Genomic DNA, 15,426 nt, shown 5'->3' on the forward strand with positions numbered 1-15,426 from the left:
AGAATGGAATTGGTTTTCGACATCGCCGGACAGCTTTGCGCGGCAGATCGCGTGACGATGCGCGGCAACACTTTGGAGGCGGAGTTCGACCGCAACGTCGTGGGCGCGCTGGCCGATGCCTATGACGGCAGTCATGCGGTCTCTGTCTTGGGCGTTCCGTCGCTGTCGGTGACCTATTCGGTGCAGACCTACCGCACAGAGGGCGAGCGCGGATGCCGCGCGACGTTTTCGGTCAACAGCTCTGCGGGGCAGATGCTGCACTAAATAGAATACGGATCACCCGCCTCATATGGGTGATCCGGGGTGGGGATGCTTTGCGCGATGCTATGTGTCGCAATGAAGCATCCAGAGTGAGGGGTTCTTTTAGAATTCCTTTTCCGGGGCGGATGCGTTCGCCCCTGACGCGGATCAGGCCGCAGGCAAAAAAACTTACCGGGCGGTATCAATGATGAGCCTGATCAGCGAACCTCAGGGGGGCCATTATGGTCCCCCTTTTTTCTTGTCTTTTATCGGATTTATGGCGATCCGCCGCGCGAAAACGCCGCGTTTCCCAACCTGTCAAACTGGGGCTAGGCCGCAATCAGGCTCGCTGCGAAGTCGCGCAAAGCCTGGGCCAGTTCAGGGGCCACATCGCGCTGTAGAGGGGTCAGATGGGAGCAAATGCGCACACCGTTTTCCATCCGCGTCTTGAAAGAAACCATGGTCCCGGAGGCCGGCATGGCAAAGGACCCAAGCATGGCCTCCGCGCCGGAGGCGTAGACCAAATCGGCATGGTCACTGCACCAGATCACGGCCTTATGCGTGTCAGGGTCGGACCAAATAACAATTCCATCCATTTGAATACTCTTCTGAATACTCTCAACACTCGATATCTCGTAACATTTTGCGAGCATTCATTTATAGCACGAGCAGATATTGCGAAATATTCCGATTTATGTGTCACAACCGAACGCGACGTGACGCTAAAGCGCGTCATTTTTCGAGAAATTCTGAATGTTGAAACAAAACCGTATCAAAACGGGCGCCAAAGGCGCATAATCATCCTATTCCATTGAAGGACAACGTTTGCATAATCCCGGATACGACATTTGCCTGGCGCGGATGTAGGGGATGCTCTCTGTCCTTGGTGGTCCGTTGTCCATCTCGAAATATCCCGGGATATCTGGAAAGACCTGGGGCGGTTTTGAGGAATTTCGGAAGGGGGGACCCGTGCAGCAAGGGGAATTATCTCCCGCGCAGTTGCGCCATATTTTTGGAACCAATTTGAGACAGCTCTCGCGGCGAGCGTCCTCGATTTCGCAGCTTTGTCGCGATCTCGGCATCAATCGGACCCAGTTCAACCGTTACCTCAAAGGCGAGGCTTTTCCGCGGCCTGACGTGCTTCATAAGATCTGCCAGTATTTCGACGTCGATGCACGGATTTTGCTGGAGCCTCTGGACTGTTTGCGGGACCGGGCCAACAAGGAACGCATCTCGCGCGTTCTGTCCTCCTTTCTCTTCGACATCGATGCGCTCAAAATCGCGCCCGAGGCCTTTCCCGCGGGGTGTTACCTGCACCACCGCGTCTCCTATTTCGTGCCCGATCACATCAGCACGACGCTTTTGAAATTCTATTACGACGGCAATGGCAACCTGCGCATTCGGGGCTATATGCCCTATGCCTCCAGCGCGCGGATCGGCCTGCCACGGGCCGCGCAGGCCCGGCTGTTTCACGGGTTGGTGTTTCGTCAATTGGTGGGATTTGCCTTCATGGTGACGATGGATCAGGTGCCTTTGATGGTGCTGGGCGGCTTTGAGCCGAATTACCTTGGCAATCCGAACTTCTATTTCGGCAGTTCGGTCTCGACCCAAGACGTCATCGCACCGTCGCCGATCCTATTGGAGCGCTTGGAGCCAAAGCTCTCCGTGCTCCTCGCTTCGAGGCACAAGCTCGGTATTCGCGAGCGCAAAATCTATTCGCCACTGGTGCGCGGTTTCTTCGACAAATTCGCGCCCCTCAGATAAATCACGAAGAGAGGCAAAAGGGCCCGCGCGGGGCCCTTTGTTTCTTTTGGTCCGGGGTCAGATGTGGCTGCCGCGCGCCAGGGCGGCAACACCCGTGCGGGCGGTTTCCACCAGACCTAAAGGCCGCATCAGCTCGGCAAAGGCATCGATTTTCTCCGACGTGCCGGTCATCTCGAAAACAAAGCTTTCCAGCGTGCTGTCCACCACATTGGCCCGGAAAATCTCCGCGAGGCGCAGCGCCTCGATGCGGTTGTTGCCGGTGCCTTCGACCTTGAACAGCGCCAATTCGCGCTCGATCGAGGGGCCTTCGACGGTCAGGTCGTGAACCTCGTGGACGGGCACGATGCGGCCCACCTGCGCCTTGATCTGTTCGATCACATCGCGGGTGCCGGTGGTCACCACGGTGATGCGCGACAGGTGGCTTTGGTGGTTCACTTCGGCCACCGTCAGGCTTTCGATGTTATAGCCGCGGCCCGAAAACAACCCGATGACACGGGCCAGAACCCCCGCCTCGTTGTCGACCAGAACGGCCAGCGTGTGTTTCTCGATCACTTCGGCGTGGTAGTCGCGAAGGTCATAGGCGGAATGGCTCGTGGAGCCTTGTTGGATACGTAGGGCGGACATGGCTTTCTCCCTTATGACGCACAGTCAAGCGTGGCGTCGAATGTGTTGATCTCACTGCGTTTCGCAAGCGTGCGCACAGCACAGCCCGACGCGGTTTCAATGGCGGAGCGGGCGGCCTCTTCGAGCGCGGCGAAATTGAGGCGACCCGTGTGATAATTGCGCGCGACGGCGGTGTCGCCCGCGACCTCGACCGCAAAGTCGAAGCCACCGGAGGACACCTCAACGGCATCCGGGGACATACAGCCCGCAAGGCCCCAGGTCGCGATCAACGCGGCCAGGATGTTGCGGAGTGCTTTCCCGACCCGTTTCATCAGACCAGCACCGCGCCGTCGGATTTGATCGCGCCTTCGACGGAAGCATCGCCCAACAGCATCTCATTGTGCGCCTTGCCCGAGGGGATCATCGGGAAACAGTTTTCGTGCTTCTCGACGAGGCAGTCAAAGATCACCGGACCGTCGTAGTTGATCATCTCCATGATCGCATCGTCCAGATCTTTCGGATCGGAACATTGGATGCCCTTGGCGCCAAAGGCTTCGGCCAATTTCACGAAATCGGGCAGGCTCTCGGACCAGGACGAGGAATAGCGCTCGCCGTGCAGGAGTTGCTGCCACTGACGCACCATGCCGAGGCGTTCGTTGTTCAGGATGAACTGTTTCACCGGCGCGCGATACTGCATTGCCGTGCCCATTTCCTGCATGTTCATCAGCCAGGAGGCCTCACCCGCGACGTTGATCACGAGGCTCTCAGGATGCGCCAGTTGCACACCGATGGAGGCCGGGAAACCGTAGCCCATGGTGCCCAGACCACCAGAGGTCATCCAGCGGTTCGGATCCTCGAAGTTCAAAAACTGCGCGGCCCACATCTGGTGCTGGCCGACTTCGGTGGTGACGTAGCGGTCCATGCCCTTGGTCAGCGCTTCGAGACGCTCCAGCGCATATTGCGGTTTGATCACCGTTTCGGACGGCTTGTAGGTCAGGCAGCGAACTTTGCGCCATTCCTCGATCTGTTCCCACCACGCGGAGGTGTCGGCCACCTTGCGGCCACGCGATTTCCAGACCTTGAGCACGTCTTCCAAGACATGGCCCACATCGCCGATCACCGGCAGGTCAACGCGAATGATCTTGTTGATCGAGGAGGGGTCGATGTCGACATGCACCTTGGTGGAGTTCGGTGAGAAATCCTGAATCCGGCCGGTGATCCGGTCGTCGAACCGCGCGCCGATGTTGATCATCAGATCGCACCCATGCATCGCCATATTGGCCTCATAGAGACCATGCATGCCGAGCATGCCCAGCCAGCCTTTGCCCGACGCCGGGTAGGCGCCCAGACCCATCAGGGTCGAGGTGATCGGGAAGCCCGTGGCATCGACCAGCTCGCGCAGCAACTGCGACGCGCCGGGACCGGAGTTGATCACGCCACCGCCGGTGTAGAACACGGGACGCTCGGCCTTCTCGATGAGCGCGACCAGATCGGTGATCTCCTCTATGGAGGCTTTCACGCGCGGTTGATAATGGCTCACCTTGGCTTTCGCGGGGGGCGTATATTCGCCATCGGCGAACTGCACATCTTTCGGCAGGTCGATCAGAACCGGACCGGGGCGGCCGGAGGTGGCGACGTGGAACGCCTGATGGATCGTCTCCGACAGCTTGTCGGTGTCTTTCACCAGCCAGTTGTGTTTCGTGCAGGGCCGGGTGATGCCGATGGTGTCGGCCTCCTGAAACCCGTCTGTGCCAATCATGAAGGTCGGCACCTGACCGGAGAACACCACCAGCGGGATCGAGTCCAAGAGCGCGTCCGTCAGACCCGTCACCGCATTGGTCGCACCAGGACCCGAGGTCACCAGCGCCACACCGGGCTTGCCGGTCGAGCGCGCATAGCCTTCGGCGGCGTGGATCGCGGCCTGCTCATGGCGCACCAACACGTGTTTGATGTCGTTCTGCTGGAAAATTTCGTCGTAGACCGGAAGGACAGCGCCCCCCGGGTAGCCAAATACCGTGTCCACACCCTGATCCTTCAGGGCCTGAACCACCATTTTTGCTCCGGTCATCTGACGTGTCATGTTTCTCTCCGTCTCACGCGTCACTTACGTTTTTGGCAATAAAAAAGCCCCCGGTTTCAATCGGGGGCGCATGGGTTCCATTCTGGTTAACCGTCACCGGCCCATGCGCGTTTTCCCTACGACTACAAGAATAATGCCTGACATGGCTTGGGGTCCTTCATTGCGTGCCGGGACATTATGTGCACCCGCAGCAGGCGTCAACTGCAAAACCGCTGTTTCGTGAATAAAATGTCGTGGGGCGGGGTGTGCGCGAAATAATGTTAAAAGTGCTGACCTATTTTCAGGCCAGCCCCCAAATCCTTCAAGCGGCGCAGCCCTCACTCCTGAAGCACAAGCTCCACCCGGCGGTTCTTGGCGCGTCCGGCGTCCGTGGCATTGCTCGTGACCGGCGCCACAGGCCCGTCTTTCTCCAAGTCGTCGGTCTGGCTGATGTCGAGCACGATGCTGGCCGGGAACGTCATCGCCGTTTGCTGGGCCACCAGAAGCGAGATGATATAGGTGCCACCCTCGGCCTCGCCGGTGCCGGACCAGTAGAAATAGGTTTCGTCGTCGCCAAGCCGGTTCGACGCGTCCAGATAGGGGGGGTGCCCCCGACGTTGAGGGTCGCCATACCAATAGAGTTGCCGCACGAAGCGATCGCCACATTCGGCGTCGGATTTGCAGGTGAACACCGGCTCGAATCCGGCCTGCTCAAAAGCCTTCTTGAAATTGCGAAAGATCGCCAGAGCCGAGAGGGACCTTTTCTCAGCCCGGTAGGTCAGGGTGGTCGATGTGCCCTCGAACCGCTCCACCGGCGGAAGCTCTTCCCCCGGTGTGATCCGCCCGGTGGCGATCATGAATTCCTGACAATCCGAGGTGTGGTCGCCTACAATATCGGTGCCGGGCATGCGCGAAATCAGCGGGTGGTCATGAGCGCCTTTGACGTCATTTTGCGCCAGAAGAGGCTGCGCGAGGCTGAGACAGAGGGTGGCAGTGGGGGAGAGAGCGGGATCATCGCGCTTGTGCAAAACGACGCGGCGCGGCACAGTCCCTTTATGCAGGATAGTCAAACACCGCCCGCCCCAGAAATGTCCCCGGACATGTCCCCGGACATACCCGAAGAGTCGCCCCGATCCGCCGCCCCGATCCGCCTTCGGCTCAGGCTGCATTTCGGCGATCTCTTGATGCTGGGGCCGGGCAAGGCCGATCTGTTGGAGGGCATTCGCGACACCGGCTCCATCGCCGCCGCAGGGCGCGGCATGTCGATGAGCTACAAACGTGCCTGGTCTCTGGTCGAGGACATGAACACGGCCTTTCGCGCGCCTTTGGTGCATTCCAGCCGTGGCGGTGCCCATGGCGGCGGGGCATCTTTGACGGAGATGGGGGAGGTGGTGTTGGCGCATTATCGTCGCCTTGAAGAGATCACCTTGCAGGCCGGACAAGACGACATCGCCGCGATTGAGGCGCTTTTGGCGCCGTAATTCCTCGATGTGTCGGCCGGGAAATAACGCTTGCCTTTGACCCGCTGCCTTGCAATATGTTTTGTGAAACATATCGAACGAAAATTGGAAACCTTCATGCTTGCTCGTACCCTGGCCGCCGCGCTCTTCGTCGCGCCCGCCACGCTTTACGCCGATCCGATCACGGTCTTCGCCGCCGCCAGCATGACCAACGCCTTGGGCGAGATCGAAACCGCTTTCGAGGCAGAAACTGGCCATGATTTGGCAATCTCCTACGCGGGCTCCTCGGCGCTTGCGCGGCAAATTCAACAGGGGGCCCCCGCCGACATCTTCATCTCCGCCAATCCCGGATGGATGGATGTGCTCGAAGAAGACGGTCTCTTGGCCGAAGGCACGCGGCGCGATTTGGTGACCAATGACCTCGTGCTCATCGCAACAGGCGACGCCGACGCGATGGAGATCGACACCTTGCCCGAGGCTTTGGGCGATGACCGCCTTGCCATGGCACTGGTCGATGCGGTGCCTGCGGGCCTCTATGGCAAAGCTGCGCTGACGCATCTCGGTCTTTGGGACACTGTCGCGCCGCAGGTCGCCCAGGCCGACAACGTCCGCGCCGCACTGGCGCTCGTCGCCCTGGGCGAGGCGCCCTACGGGATCGTCTATGCCACGGATGCCGTTGCCGAAGAGCGTGTCAGCGTCGTCGCCACCTTTCCGGCCGACAGCCACCCGCCCATCGTCTACCCGATGGCCATGATCGCAGGCCACAATGGAGAGACGGCAGCAGAGTTTATGCGCTATCTGGACGGCGAGACCGCGCGAGAGGCTTTTGCGGGTCAGGGGTTTGGGGTGTCTGCGAGTAACTGAGCGCAAAATATTGATTTAATTTCGGAATTAAGAAAGGGCGCCCCGCTGAGGACGCCCTTTTGTGACATTCAAAGACGCGTTTCGCTTATTCGAAATGCTCTTCTGCCTCTTCCAAAATCACCCGCCACCAATCGAAGGTGTCGTCCAAAGCGACCCGCGTGATGCCACCTTTGAAGGCGAAGGAGTAGTTGATCTCCAGATCGCCGTCGCTGTCGACAGAGGCTTTGCCGAAGCGGTAGCTGTTGTTGTAGTCGTTGATCACAGCCGCATCGGTGGAATAGTCGTCACCGTCGAAATAGGCCACGAAGGTGCCGTTGTTGCAGTCGGTGTGGTTGTCGCAGCCGTAGAAATAGAGCGCGTAGCGCGTGCCGCTGATCCGGCCGCGGAACATCGGGTCGTCTTCGCCATCGGTGTCGGCCTCGACCGAGCCAAAACCGCTCAGAAGCTCTTCGAAGACATCGAGATCGTCAAAGGTCAAAATCTCCGGCTCGGCGGCGGCGGGCAGGGCGGTGAGGCCCAGAACGGCGGCGGTGGCCAGAGGGCGCAGGGAATGTGTCAGAGCATTTTTCAGCGACAACATCGGAACATCCTTTTCGTTTCGGAGCGACAAAACCCCGGTAGTCACAATCGCGAGGACTGTGACCTGAGAGGCGCGTGACGGAAAGGGGTAAAGAAAGACAAATCTTCCCTGTTGTCATTTTTTCGTATGGGTAAGACCGCCGGAGCTTTGTCCCCCGGCGGTCGTGGTCTCGGAGGTTGCTCAGGCGGTCAGAATGATCTTCATCGCCTTCTCGCGCGCCGCATTGCCGAAGATCTCATAGGCCTCCATGATCTCATCCAACTTGAGCCGATGGGTCACAAGCCGCGCCGGATCGACCTTGCCCGAGTTCAGGGTTTTCAACAGCATCGGCGTGGTGTTGGTGCTGACCAAGCCCATGGAAATATTGATGTTCTTGATCCAGAGCTCTTCGATATGCAGCTCCACGGATTTGCCGTGTACGCCGACGTTGGCGATGGAACCACCGGCGGAGACGATCTTTTGACAGGTGTCAAAGGTCGCGGGCACGCCGACCGCCTCGATCGCGACATCGACACCAAGCCCGCCGGTCATCTTCATGATCTCCTCGACCACATCGACCGAACCGACCTGAAGCGTATCGGTCGCGCCGAATTGTTTCGCAAGCTCCAACCGCGCCGGGTCCATGTCGATCATCACGATCCGCCCCGGCGAATAGAATTGCGCGGTCAAAAGCACCGACATGCCCACAGGCCCCGCGCCAACGATGGCCACCGTGTCGCCGGGTTTCACGCGCCCGTATTGCACGCCGATCTCAAGCCCCGTCGGCATGATGTCGGAGAGCATCACCAATGCTTCCTCGTCGGCGCCTTCGGGGATCGGATAGAGCGAATTGTCGCCATGCGGGATGCGGACGTATTCGGCCTGTGTGCCGTCGATCAGATGGCCCAAAATCCAGCCACCGTCATCGCAATGGGCGTAGAGCTGACGTTTGCAATTCGGACATTTGCCACAGGACGTCACACAGGAAATCAACACCGGATCGCCCGGTTTGAAATTGGCGACCGCATCGCCCACGGCCTCGACCACACCGACACCTTCATGGCCCAGCGTCCGGCCCGGTGTGACAGCGGGCACATCGCCCTTGAGGATGTGCAAATCCGTGCCGCAGATCGTCGTCTTTGTGACTTTGACGATCACGTCGGTGGGTTTCTCGATGCCGGGTTTGTCTTTTTCGATCCAGTCCTTTTGACCGGGGCCTTGGTATACGAGCGCTTTCATTGCGGGTCTCCTCCTCATGGGGTTGCGTGAGGCGAGGGCAGGGCCTCGCGTCAGAGGAGAGCCTAATCTTCTCAACGATAGAGGGTAGACCGCGGCATACCGTTGCCCGATCCAAATCGGAAATTCGCGCTCGATTGCGGAAGGAAAGCGTGCTGCGATGCGGGAATGGGGTTGCAAAGATATGTGATGTTATATCATATTTTATATTCGTCGAGATGATGTGCGACAGGTAAGCGAAAACTTTCGCGCCTTTGGTCCAACTCGGGTTTGGGGCGGTCACATCTGCTATGCGGACAAAGCGGGCGTTTGCCGCACCTTTTCCTATGGCAGCCTTCGAGAAGGCGAAGAGATATTCACTGTGCTTCTTCCAGTACCAACTTTGGTGCGGCGTTGGCGGCGCCTGTCATAGTTTGAGATGGAATTCGAAAAACTCGCGGTCCGCGATTTCCATTGGCACATCTTGATCCTCCCTTGCTGAAATGAATTTTTCATTTTCAGGATCTTCCAAGAAAGCCGACAATGCCTTTAACGCGGTTTCGACCTTCTTCAGCTTTTTGGTGCCCCACAAAACCGGGTGTCCAGCATCTTCAGATATTAGCTTGTATTGTATAGCAGTTGTGAATTCATTTTTGTCATTAAACCAATCAATCTGACCGGATAAATCGAAGTAATCCAACAGTATGTGCAGATAGACGCCTGACCAAACTCCTGAAGGTCTAGCGTCCGAGAGATTTTCAAGAAGTTGTTCAAATTCTTCGTTCTTCGAGTGGTCTGAAAATTCTTTCAGGATATCCTTGACCTGCTCTGCGTCCTTACAGGCTTTCAAAGCGTCGATTTGAGAACTCGCTCGATCAAGTTGCCCTTCCAAGTCCGAGATTATCTCTCTTAGGCTTGAAGCGACATCGTTGGCTTTGTCTAGCTCTTGCCTAGTTGCCATCGTCCCCTTGGGCAGTTTCGGCAAGGTTTTCGAGAGCTTAGCCCGCCATTCGGTACGCTTGTCGTCCCATACATGCGGTCCGCGTTGTTCGAGCTCAATTCCTGTGTCTACAATCAATTTTTTGAAATCGTTTAGACCTGAATGGTTTGAAATTTTCCACGCCTGTTTTAATCCGATGGTATTCGTAACCGTCTCAAAAGGGACATCACCTACAACAATAGGGCAAGCGTTCAATGACCTCGCCCAAGCAGCGCCCAGTTCCATCAAGCAAAAATGACGTTCCAGATATGTTTCGGTGATGAGTAGAATAACAAGTTTTGGTTTTTGAATTTTACCTTTCATGTAATCATTGAAATCAGCACCGAGTGGAATGCCATGCCCTTCAACGCTTGAGCAGAAGATACTCTTTTCAGGCACCCCAATCGCTTCTTTCAGAAATGACACAAGGGCTTTTGCAAGTATTTTGTCGGCTACCGCGTGACTGATGAAAATTTCTGACATAAGCTACCTTTGCGAATTATTTGTGGCTAAGCGTCTACTAGTGATGTGCTAGCAGGCCAGTAGTCAAGTCACTGCTGTACTTTCGAACCGTGCATCCAAAACATTGCCGCACTAGCCTCAGGAAGTTCTTACGTCCTCGTAAAGCGCGTTAGAGCCATTTTGGGATGCGCAGCAATCTACAAAATGGGCTCAAACCGGACTTTCGCTCGGGTATCGCAAATCTCCGAGCGTCGAACCTCAGAACGCCCTCACCCTCAATGCCGCCCGCGCCGCAAAGTCTGCGCAGGGCTTTCACCGAACCTCTCCCGATAGCGCGCCGTCATCGCGCCCATGTTCACATAGCCGCGTGCCCGCGCGATGGCGGCGACGGTGTCTCCCGGGCGCGCCTGTTTCAAAGCGCGGTGCAGGCCGTCAAGCCGTTCCTGGGTCAGGAATTCATGTGGGGTGAGGCCGCGAAACCGCCGAAACCCTTCGGAAAGGCTGCGCGCGGTGATGCCAAGTTGCGTGGCGATCTCGGCAATCGTCGGCGCGTCTTCGGCGGTGCGGCGCATCAGCCGTTCGGCCTCGCGCACATAATGGGGCGCTGCGGCGCGGGCCCCTGTTTCGAGGTTCAGCCCCGCGCTGTCCGCCCAGTTGCGCAGGAGATCGAGGCAGATCATCTCTTCGATCCGCTTTTCCGTCAAAGCATCGCTCACTCGGTCATGCCGCGCGTCAATCGAGCGGGTGGCATAGTCCAGAAGCGACAGCCAGGCCGACTGACCCGCGCCAAAGATCAGGCGCTTTTTCCAAAGATCGTCCTCCGGCACAAAGCCGTACCACCGTGCGGCGGTCTCCTCCATCAGCTTATGCGGAATGGTGAGGTTGAGTTGCAGGTCGTGCCCGTCGGCGAGGTTCCAATAGTCGGTGCGGCTGCAATCGACGACGTAGCTGTCGCCGGGGCGGGTGTCGATGGCGTCATTGCCGCCCAAAGGGTGCCGCACGGAGCCGCGCAGGGTGTTGACCACGATGATATTGCCGCTGTCCGGGTCGAACTCATCGGCGCGGGTCGGCGTGCCGAAACAAAAGCGGCTAAAGGTGATCCGCCCGATGCCCAGCATGCGGATCGTGGCATTCGGATCGGTGCCGGCAACCAGCGGCCGGGTCGAGAGCGGCATATAGGCCCGGTGACAGAAGTCGTTCACCACGGACCATTCGCGCGTGCTGTTCAATTTGTCCTGCAATAAAGGCGTGCCTTGCCCGTCCTGCAAAAGCGCCGTTTCCAACATCGCGGATCCTCCCAGTCCTGCGTCGCCGTATATGACGTTTCGACTGTGCCCAACTCCTGCCGTTACGGCAAGGGGGTGGGCATGCTGTGGGGAAATGCACGGTCTCATGCAGAGATGCGAAAGCCCTATGGGTTTTGCGCACAGATGGCTGATATTAAAAGGTTTTCATCGGCGAAGATCGGCCCAAATGGGGCGGCTTCACAGAGCTGTCATAGAGCGGTCACAGAACTGTTGCGAAGACTTGGCACTTGTCGCGGCAAAGGGACGGGCCTCCGCACGGGGCCGCACCTTGTTCTTTTCAGCAACGCACAAAAGCGATGGAGCTAAACATGAAAGATCAGGATATCACCGACCTGTCTTGGGACGATTTCGACGAGATGCGCGACCCGCGTCCGAACACCAATGAGTTCGACGCGGTCGTCGAACGTGCGATCTCGCGCCGCGGTTTCCTGGGCGGCGCTTTGGCCTTTGGCTCTGGCGCTCTGGCCATGGGGACCGCGGGCCTGATGTCCTCCACCACGGCGGCTCGCGCCGAAGGAATGGGCTTCAACTTCAAGCCGATCGGCATTTCCACCGACCACGAGATCCATGTGCCGGAAGGCTACCAGTGGAAAGTCCTCGTCCGTTGGGGTGACGCTCTGTTCTCCGAAGCCGAAGGCACCTATTCCGCCGAGACCGGCGTGCCGGTCGCGATGTCCGACAAGGTCTTCGGCGAGAACACCGACGGCATGGAGACCTTTGTCGATGGCGACAAAACCATCCTGACGATCAACTCCGAATACGTGAACCCGAAAATCAACCTGCCTGCCGCTTCCGAAGGCACGCCGCAGACCGCCGACGAAGTCATGCTTCTGAAGAACATGCAGGGCGTGACCGTGATGGAAGTCGCGGACAATGGCAACGGCTTCGAGGTTGTCGTCGACAGCCCCTACAACCGCCGCATCACCCATGAAACTCAGATGACCATGGACGGCCCGGCGGCTGGCTCCGATCTGGTGAAAACCAATGCCGACCCGGAAGGCATGTCGCCCAAAGGCACGATGAACAACTGTGGCTCCGGCAAAACGCTTTGGGGCACTTATCTGACCTGCGAAGAGAACTTCAACGGCTACTTCGGTGCGACCGGCGACTACGCCGAGACCGACGAGTTCAAGCGCTACGGCATCGGTGGCGAAGGCCGCTATGCCTATGAGAAATTCGATGAGCGCTACGATCTGTCGAAAGAGCCGAACGAGCCCCATCGTCACGGCTGGGTCACCGAGATCAACCCGCTCGACCCGACCTCGACCCCGGTGAAACACACCGCTCTGGGCCGTTTCAAGCACGAGAATGCCGAGATGGTGCAGGCCGCTGACGGTCGTGTGGTTGTCTACATGGGCGACGACGAGCGCGGCGAATTCATGTATAAATTCGTCTCCAACGGTGTGTACACCGAAGGCGGCTCGACCGAGGGTCTCTTGTCCGACGGTACGCTTTACGTGGCCAAGTTCAACGACGACATGACCGGCGAATGGCTGCCGCTCACGCCCGAGACCACCGGCATGTCGATGGACGAGATCCTCGTGTTCTCCCGTATGGCTGGTTCCAAAGTCGGCGCGACCACCATGGACCGTCCGGAATGGATCGCCGCCAACCCGCTCAAAGCCGAGGCCTATTGCGCGCTGACCAACAACAAGAACCGCGGCGTGAAACCGAACGCCGGTGGCGATGCGACCCCGGCTTCCGGCCCGAACCCGCGTGAGACCAACAACTTCGGTCAAATCGTGCGCTGGCGCCCGGAAGGCGAAGATCACGGTGCGGACAGCTTCGCCTGGGATCTCTACGTCATGGCCGGCAACCCGACGGTCTACGACAATGCCTACGGCGGCTCCGAGAACGTCAACGAAGGCAACATGTTCAACTCGCCCGACGGCATGGCGTTCTCGTCCGATGGCTACCTCTGGATCCAGACCGACGGCGACGACAGCAACGAAGGCGAGTTCGAAGGCCAGGGCAACAACCAGATGCTAATCGGCAACACGGACACCGGCGAGATTGCCCGCTTCCTGACCGCGCCGAACGGCGCTGAGGTCACGGGCCTTACCTGGTCCCCGGACAAGAAAGTCGCTTTCGTCGGCATCCAGCACCCGGGCGGCTCCTGGCCCGATGGTGCGGGCAAACCGCGTTCGTCCGTGATCGCCGTGTGGCGTGAAGATGGCGCTCTGATCGGGTAAGCCGATCCTGTCTTAGGATTTTATCAGGTACGAAAAGAGAATGGGGGTGCGGTGAAAGCCGCGCCCCTTATTTTGTTTGAGCAGGGAGTGTTCAGTTTTGAAACACCCAATTCCAGCGCGACGGAGCTGCCGTTCGGACGAAGCGCAACCGCCCGGAATGAAGCCGAAGGCGCCGGGCGTGCGCCGGACCGTCCCGGCGGTCAGGCGCATTGCAATCCTCGCGCAACGATCTGATCTTTCTCGGATTTTACCATCATAAAGCACATCGTTCAGCTGTTTCAGCGCCTGTCCACGGCCCGGCGCCCCCCTTTTGGCCGAGTCCTCTCTGGGCTCAAAGCAGCCTTTCGCCGCTATGTTGCGGGGCCTAAGTCCTCATCCTCCTCCATCCCCCCATGTTCCGCCGACCACACCCCGGCGGCTTCGACGGCGACGGTGGAGCTGGACGGAAGCACGTTGAGGTAGCTCTCTGTTTCCTCCTGCGGCAGTGGCGCGCGTTGCATGATCCGGTAGGCCGCATAGAGCGCGATCACCACGAACGTCACCCCGGTCACAAGCCAGAACCCGTAGGGGCCGAGCGCTTCCATTACAGCACCCGTCACCAGCGGTCCGGCAATCGCACCGACGCCAAAGGTAAAGACCAAGCCCCCGGAGGCGGCGGGCATGTCTTCGGGGGTGAGCGTGTCATTGGCATAGGCGAGGAAGAGCGCGTAGAGCGGCGTCGTGACCCCGCCCGCGACAAAGGCCGTCGCCATCAACAGCCAGAGGTTGTCCGCCATGACCCAGCCAAAGCCGCTTGCTGCGGTGCCGATCACGGCCGCGCCAAAGATGACCTTGCGCCGGTCGATCTTGTCCGAGAGCCAGCCGATCGGATATTGAAACGCCAACACCCCGGCAAAGAGCATGGCGACGAACAGCGCGATTTGCGACGCGCCGAGGCCGATCTGGGTGCCAAACACAGCGCCCATGCCGGACTGGGTGGCGTAAATGCTGCCCAAAAGGAAAATCCCGACCGTGCCCAGAGGCGAGCGCTTGAAAAGGGTTCTGAGCGGCATCGGCGGCGCGACCTCGACGGCGGGCACGGGGGTGACGGACAACAGAATGGGCGCGAAAGAGATCGACACAAGGATCGACGCCCCGATGAACAGCGCCGAAGTGGCCGCGTCTCCCAGCGTCAAAAGCGCCTGTGCGCCGATGATGCCGATGGTCTGCGCCAGCATATAGGCGGACAACACCTTGCCCCGCGTTTCATTCGTCGCGGCGTCATTGAGCCAGCTTTCCGCCGTCACATAGATGCCGGACATGCAGAACCCGATCAGGATGCGCAACAGCGTCCAGGCCCAGGGCTCCGCCAACAGGGGCAGGGCGATCAACCCGGCCGACATGAAACTGCCAAGCGCCGCGAAGACCCGAACATGCCCCACGCGCCGGATCATCTTCGGCGTGAGGCGCGCGCCTGACAGGAAGCCAACGAAATAGCCGGAGGTGACCACGGCCAATTCGGTCGCCGAAAACCCCTCGATCGCGCCGCGCAGGCCGATCAGGGTGAACTGCATCCCGTTGCCGAGCATGACCAACACGATGCCGAGGAGCAGGGCCCAGATGCCAGACAGGACAGAAATCATGAGAGGTGCTTTCGTTGTGAGGTGGCAGGCGCGGTCGCGAAACCCTGTTTTCGGCTGTCCCGGACCAAATCGTCTGGCCAGATGTTTGGCGTCGTTGGGA

Annotated in this window: 15 protein-coding genes; 5 read left to right on the forward strand and 10 right to left on the reverse strand. The window is 59.0% G+C overall.

From position 1 onward, the window contains the following. Nucleotides 1-3: 3 nt before the first annotated feature. Nucleotides 4-264, forward strand: coding sequence for a hypothetical protein (locus HCZ23_RS16500; RefSeq protein ID WP_167602849.1), 261 nt, complete (start codon nt 4-6; stop codon nt 262-264). A gap of 305 nt (nt 265-569) precedes the next feature. Here HCZ23_RS16500 and HCZ23_RS16505 read toward each other — a convergent pair whose 3' ends face one another. Further along, nucleotides 570-836, reverse strand: coding sequence for a hypothetical protein (locus HCZ23_RS16505; protein WP_167602850.1), 267 nt, complete (start codon nt 834-836; stop codon nt 570-572). A gap of 427 nt (nt 837-1,263) precedes the next feature. On the opposite strand from HCZ23_RS16505, the gene HCZ23_RS16510 reads away from it, so the two are divergent. Further along, on the forward strand, nt 1,264-2,004 hold the full coding sequence (locus tag HCZ23_RS16510) for a helix-turn-helix transcriptional regulator (protein WP_254870353.1): 741 nt from the start codon (nt 1,264-1,266) through the stop codon (nt 2,002-2,004). Nucleotides 2,005-2,061: 57 nt separating this feature from the next. On the opposite strand, the gene ilvN is transcribed toward HCZ23_RS16510, so the two are convergent. The 4 genes from ilvN to HCZ23_RS16530 form a co-directional block, all read right to left on the reverse strand. After that, complete coding sequence (gene ilvN, locus HCZ23_RS16515; protein ID WP_167602852.1) at nt 2,062-2,628, reverse strand: acetolactate synthase small subunit; 567 nt, start codon at nt 2,626-2,628, stop codon at nt 2,062-2,064. 11 nt (nt 2,629-2,639) lie between these two features. Next, a complete protein-coding gene (locus HCZ23_RS16520) occupies nt 2,640-2,939 on the reverse strand; it encodes a hypothetical protein (protein ID WP_167602853.1) in 300 nt (99 codons plus the stop codon). Next, nucleotides 2,939-4,687, reverse strand: coding sequence for an acetolactate synthase 3 large subunit (locus HCZ23_RS16525; protein WP_167602854.1), 1,749 nt, complete (start codon nt 4,685-4,687; stop codon nt 2,939-2,941). Before HCZ23_RS16525 ends, HCZ23_RS16520 begins: the two co-directional genes overlap by 1 nt. A gap of 317 nt (nt 4,688-5,004) precedes the next feature. Continuing rightward, nucleotides 5,005-5,736 carry a hypothetical protein gene (locus HCZ23_RS16530; protein WP_167602814.1) on the reverse strand — a complete coding sequence of 244 codons (732 nt, stop codon included), beginning with the start codon at nt 5,734-5,736 and terminating at the stop codon, nt 5,005-5,007. A 30-nt stretch (nt 5,737-5,766) separates the two neighbouring features. Here HCZ23_RS16530 and HCZ23_RS16535 point away from each other — a divergent pair, with 30 nt between their 5' ends. After that, nucleotides 5,767-6,147 (forward strand): winged helix-turn-helix domain-containing protein, encoded by a 381-nt coding sequence (locus tag HCZ23_RS16535; RefSeq protein WP_368487362.1) that lies wholly within the window; start codon nt 5,767-5,769, stop codon nt 6,145-6,147. Nucleotides 6,148-6,243: 96 nt separating this feature from the next. Then, nucleotides 6,244-6,990 (forward strand): molybdate ABC transporter substrate-binding protein, encoded by a 747-nt coding sequence (gene modA / locus HCZ23_RS16540; protein WP_167602856.1) that lies wholly within the window; start codon nt 6,244-6,246, stop codon nt 6,988-6,990. A gap of 85 nt (nt 6,991-7,075) precedes the next feature. Here modA and HCZ23_RS16545 read toward each other — a convergent pair whose 3' ends face one another. The 4 genes from HCZ23_RS16545 to HCZ23_RS16560 form a co-directional block, all read right to left on the reverse strand. Continuing rightward, nucleotides 7,076-7,570 carry a YbjN domain-containing protein gene (locus tag HCZ23_RS16545; RefSeq protein ID WP_167602857.1) on the reverse strand — a complete coding sequence of 165 codons (495 nt, stop codon included), beginning with the start codon at nt 7,568-7,570 and terminating at the stop codon, nt 7,076-7,078. 180 nt (nt 7,571-7,750) lie between these two features. Beyond that, the gene (locus tag HCZ23_RS16550) at nt 7,751-8,788 is read right to left on the reverse strand and encodes a zinc-dependent alcohol dehydrogenase family protein (protein WP_167602858.1); all 1,038 of its coding nucleotides are present in this window, start codon (nt 8,786-8,788) and stop codon (nt 7,751-7,753) included. Nucleotides 8,789-9,191: 403 nt separating this feature from the next. Further along, the gene (locus tag HCZ23_RS16555; RefSeq protein ID WP_167602859.1) at nt 9,192-10,226 is read right to left on the reverse strand and encodes a TIR domain-containing protein; all 1,035 of its coding nucleotides are present in this window, start codon (nt 10,224-10,226) and stop codon (nt 9,192-9,194) included. A 254-nt stretch (nt 10,227-10,480) separates the two neighbouring features. Then, the gene (locus HCZ23_RS16560; protein WP_167602860.1) at nt 10,481-11,491 is read right to left on the reverse strand and encodes a helix-turn-helix domain-containing protein; all 1,011 of its coding nucleotides are present in this window, start codon (nt 11,489-11,491) and stop codon (nt 10,481-10,483) included. Nucleotides 11,492-11,820: 329 nt separating this feature from the next. Between HCZ23_RS16560 and HCZ23_RS16565 the strand changes: the two genes are divergently transcribed. After that, nucleotides 11,821-13,704: a PhoX family phosphatase gene (locus tag HCZ23_RS16565; protein ID WP_167602861.1), complete on the forward strand. Its 1,884-nt coding sequence runs from the start codon at nt 11,821-11,823 to the stop codon at nt 13,702-13,704. A gap of 350 nt (nt 13,705-14,054) precedes the next feature. On the opposite strand, the gene HCZ23_RS16570 is transcribed toward HCZ23_RS16565, so the two are convergent. Then, nucleotides 14,055-15,326, reverse strand: coding sequence for an MFS transporter (locus HCZ23_RS16570; protein WP_167602862.1), 1,272 nt, complete (start codon nt 15,324-15,326; stop codon nt 14,055-14,057). Nucleotides 15,327-15,426: the final 100 nt, after the last annotated feature.

It is taken from the genome of Celeribacter sp. HF31, assembly GCF_011806455.1.
In the GTDB taxonomy this organism is placed as follows: Bacteria; Pseudomonadota; Alphaproteobacteria; order Rhodobacterales; family Rhodobacteraceae; genus Celeribacter.

What these genes read in the sequence shown, in the direction of transcription:
- HCZ23_RS16545 (WP_167602857.1), bottom strand. Translation starts at nt 7,570, where the DNA reads ATGTTGTCGCTGAAAAATGCTCTGACACATTCCCTGCGCCCTCTGGCC.
- HCZ23_RS16555 (WP_167602859.1), bottom strand. Translation starts at nt 10,226, where the DNA reads ATGTCAGAAATTTTCATCAGTCACGCGGTAGCCGACAAAATACTTGCA.
- HCZ23_RS16505 (WP_167602850.1), bottom strand. Translation starts at nt 836, where the DNA reads ATGGATGGAATTGTTATTTGGTCCGACCCTGACACGCATAAGGCCGTG.
- HCZ23_RS16520 (WP_167602853.1), bottom strand. Translation starts at nt 2,939, where the DNA reads ATGAAACGGGTCGGGAAAGCACTCCGCAACATCCTGGCCGCGTTGATC.
- HCZ23_RS16550 (WP_167602858.1), bottom strand. Translation starts at nt 8,788, where the DNA reads ATGAAAGCGCTCGTATACCAAGGCCCCGGTCAAAAGGACTGGATCGAA.
- HCZ23_RS16525 (WP_167602854.1), bottom strand. Translation starts at nt 4,687, where the DNA reads ATGACACGTCAGATGACCGGAGCAAAAATGGTGGTTCAGGCCCTGAAG.
- modA (WP_167602856.1), top strand. Translation starts at nt 6,244, where the DNA reads ATGCTTGCTCGTACCCTGGCCGCCGCGCTCTTCGTCGCGCCCGCCACG.
- HCZ23_RS16570 (WP_167602862.1), bottom strand. Translation starts at nt 15,326, where the DNA reads ATGATTTCTGTCCTGTCTGGCATCTGGGCCCTGCTCCTCGGCATCGTG.
- HCZ23_RS16565 (WP_167602861.1), top strand. Translation starts at nt 11,821, where the DNA reads ATGAAAGATCAGGATATCACCGACCTGTCTTGGGACGATTTCGACGAG.
- ilvN (WP_167602852.1), bottom strand. Translation starts at nt 2,628, where the DNA reads ATGTCCGCCCTACGTATCCAACAAGGCTCCACGAGCCATTCCGCCTAT.
- HCZ23_RS16535 (WP_368487362.1), top strand. Translation starts at nt 5,767, where the DNA reads ATGTCCCCGGACATACCCGAAGAGTCGCCCCGATCCGCCGCCCCGATC.
- HCZ23_RS16500 (WP_167602849.1), top strand. Translation starts at nt 4, where the DNA reads ATGGAATTGGTTTTCGACATCGCCGGACAGCTTTGCGCGGCAGATCGC.
- HCZ23_RS16560 (WP_167602860.1), bottom strand. Translation starts at nt 11,491, where the DNA reads ATGTTGGAAACGGCGCTTTTGCAGGACGGGCAAGGCACGCCTTTATTG.